Raw genomic sequence first — 3,251 nt, forward strand, 5'->3', positions numbered from 1 at the left:
AAAGAAAGGCGACGACATACTCTCCCACATAACTGCAGTACCATCTGCGCAGGCGGGCTTAACTACTCTGTTCGGGATGGGAAGAGGTGAGCCCCGCCGCAATAACCACCTTAAGAGGTTATAATTGCTTTGGGCAATTACTGTAATGTTAATTATAATTTTATAAGTATCAATTACATAATATCTTAACATACTGAGATAAAGAAAATAAAAAGTATTAGAAAGTTTCTTCCCCGGGTTGCCCCGGGGAAAAGCGTACATAAGCTTACGGGTTATTAGTACTACTCGACTATGACATTACTGCCTTTACATCTATAGCCTATCAACGTAGTCATCTCCTACGACCCTTAAAAGAAATCTCATCTTGTGGTGGGTTTCGCGCTTATATGCTTTCAGCGCTTATCCCTTCCAAACGTAGCTACTCTGCGATGCTCCTGGCGGAACAACAGATACACTAGAGGTTTGTCCAATTCGGTCCTCTCGTACTAGAATCAGATCCACTCAAATTTCTTGCGCCCACAGTAGATAGAGACCGAACTGTCTCACGACGTTCTGAACCCAGCTCGCGTGCCACTTTAATGGGCGAACAGCCCAACCCTTGGGACCTTCTCCAGCCCCAGGATGTGACGAGCCGACATCGAGGTGCCAAACCCCCCCGTCGATATGAGCTCTTGGGGGAGATCAGCCTGTTATCCCCGGCGTACCTTTTATCCTTTGAGCGATGGCCCTTCCATGCGGAACCACCGGATCACTATGCTCTACTTTCGTACCTGATCGACCTGTATGTCTCTCAGTCAAGCTCCCTTATGCCATTGCACTCTACGCACGGTTACCAAGCGTACTGAGGGAACCTTTAGAAGCCTCCGTTACTCTTTTGGAGGCGACCACCCCAGTCAAACTACCCACCAAGCAATGTCCCCCGCAAAACGGGGTTAGGCCTCAGACAAACAAAGGGTTGTATTTCAACAATGACTCCACAACGCCTAGCGACGCCACTTCACAGTCTCCAACCTATCCTACACATCATTTGTCCAAGGTCAATACTAAGCTATAGTAAAGGTGCACAGGGTCTTTTCGTCCCACTGCGGGTAAGCGGCATCTTCACCGCTACTACAATTTCACCGAGCTCATGGCTGAGACAGTGTCCAGATCGTTACACCATTCGTGCAGGTCGGAACTTACCCGACAAGGAATTTCGCTACCTTAGGACCGTTATAGTTACGGCCGCCGTTTACTGGGGCTTCATTTCAATGCTTCTCCGAAGATAACATCTCCACTTAACCTTCCAGCACCGGGCAGGTGTCAGGCCCTATACTTCATCTTACGATTTTGCAGAGCCCTGTGTTTTTGATAAACAGTCGCCTGGACCTCTTCACTGCGGCCAGCATTGCTGCTGGCGACCCTTCTCCCGAAGTTACGGGTCTATTTTGCCTAATTCCTTAGCCATGAATCTCTCGAGCACCTTAGGATTCTCTCCTCGACTACCTGTGTCGGTTTGCGGTACGGGTACTTATTACCTGAAGTTTAGAGGTTTTTCTTGGAAGCCCTTAGGCGCACTATCTCTTCAACCGAAGTCTCCGAGTACTATCGTATTTCCCCAAGCCGCGTGGATTTGCCTGCGCAGCTTATAGGTAGGTACTTCAACGAACTATTCCGTCAGTTCGCGGCGCTTTCATCACTCCGTCACCCCATCACAGTAATAACTAGTACGGGAATATTAACCCGTTGTCCATCGACTGTCCCTTTCGGGTTCGCCTTAGGTCCCGACTAACCCACAGCTGATTAGCATAGCTGTGGAAACCTTAGTCTTTCGGTGTGCGGGTTTCTCGCCCGCATTATCGTTACTTATGCCTACATTTTCTTTTCTCACCGGTCCAGCATACCTTACGATACACCTTCTACCCTGTGAGAATGCTCCCCTACCACTTACAATTAATTGTAAATCCATAGCTTCGGTAATATACTTATGCCCGATTATTATCCATGCTCGTCCGCTCGACTAGTGAGCTGTTACGCACTCTTTAAATGAATGGCTGCTTCCAAGCCAACATCCTAGCTGTCTGGGCAGACAAACCTCGTTCTTTCAACTTAGTATATATTTGGGGACCTTAGCTGATGGTCTGGGTTCTTTCCCTCTCGGACTTGGACCTTAGCACCCAAGCCCTCACTGTTATGAAACATTATATAGCATTCGGAGTTTGTCAGGAATTGGTAGGCGGTGAAGCCCCCGCATCCAATCAGTAGCTCTACCTCTATATAACTTTAACCATAACGCTGCACCTAAATGCATTTCGGGGAGTACGAGCTATTTCCGAGTTTGATTGGCCTTTCACCCCTACCCACAGGTCATCCGAAGACTTTTCAACGTCAACCGGTTCGGACCTCCACACTGTGTTACCAGCGCTTCATCCTGCCCATGGGTAGATCACACGGTTTCGCGTCTAACACTACTGACTAAAGCGCCCTATTCAGACTCGCTTTCGCTACGGATCCGTGGCTTAACCACTTATCCTTGCCAGCAACGTTAACTCGTAGGCTCATTATGCAAAAGGCACGCCGTCACCCCACGAAAGGGCTCCGACCGCTTGTAAGCGTATGGTTTCAGGATCTATTTCACTCCGTTATTCACGGTTCTTTTCACCTTTCCCTCACGGTACTGGTTCACTATCGGTCTCTCAGGAGTATTTAGCCTTAGCGGATGGTCCCGCCAAATTCAGACAGGATTTCTCGTGTCCCGCCCTACTCAGGATACCACTATCGTTATCTTCTATTACTTATACAGGGCTATCACCTTCTTTGGCCCTACTTTCCAGTAGATTCTAATTCTATCCGCAACAAATGTCGTGGTCCTACAACCCCAATATTGCCGTAACAACATTGGTTTGGGCTAATCCGCGTTCGCTCGCCACTACTTACGGAATCACTTTTGTTTTCTTCTCCTCCGCCTACTTAGATGTTTCAGTTCAGCGGGTTTGCCCACCTATCGGTGTACTATGTCTTCAACATAGTGGGTTGCCCCATTCGGGTATCTACGGATCAATTCGTGTGTGCCAATCCCCGTAGCTTTTCGCAGCTTATCACGCCCTTCATCGCCTCTGAGAGCCAAGGCATCCCCCATACGCCCTTATTTTGCTTATTGTACCAACACATTAATTAAAACATGCCGTTTCTTTTACTTGTCTATAAATAAACAACCAAAAAATGCTTTCTACTTTTTATTATTTTCTTATCTCAATATGTCAATGAACTTT

Annotated in this window: 2 rRNA genes; both read right to left on the reverse strand. The window is 47.6% G+C overall.

The features are described from left to right. Nucleotides 1-3 precede the first annotated feature (3 nt). Nucleotides 4-113, reverse strand: a 5S ribosomal RNA gene (gene rrf, locus ACM55G_RS14880). A gap of 142 nt (nucleotides 114-255) precedes the next feature. After that, nucleotides 256-3,139: ribosomal RNA gene (locus tag ACM55G_RS14885) — 23S ribosomal RNA — on the reverse strand. Nucleotides 3,140-3,251 lie beyond the last annotated feature (112 nt).

Origin of the sequence: Flavobacterium algoriphilum (assembly GCF_048158655.1) — a bacterium.
In the GTDB taxonomy this organism is placed as follows: domain Bacteria; phylum Bacteroidota; class Bacteroidia; order Flavobacteriales; family Flavobacteriaceae; genus Flavobacterium; species Flavobacterium algoriphilum.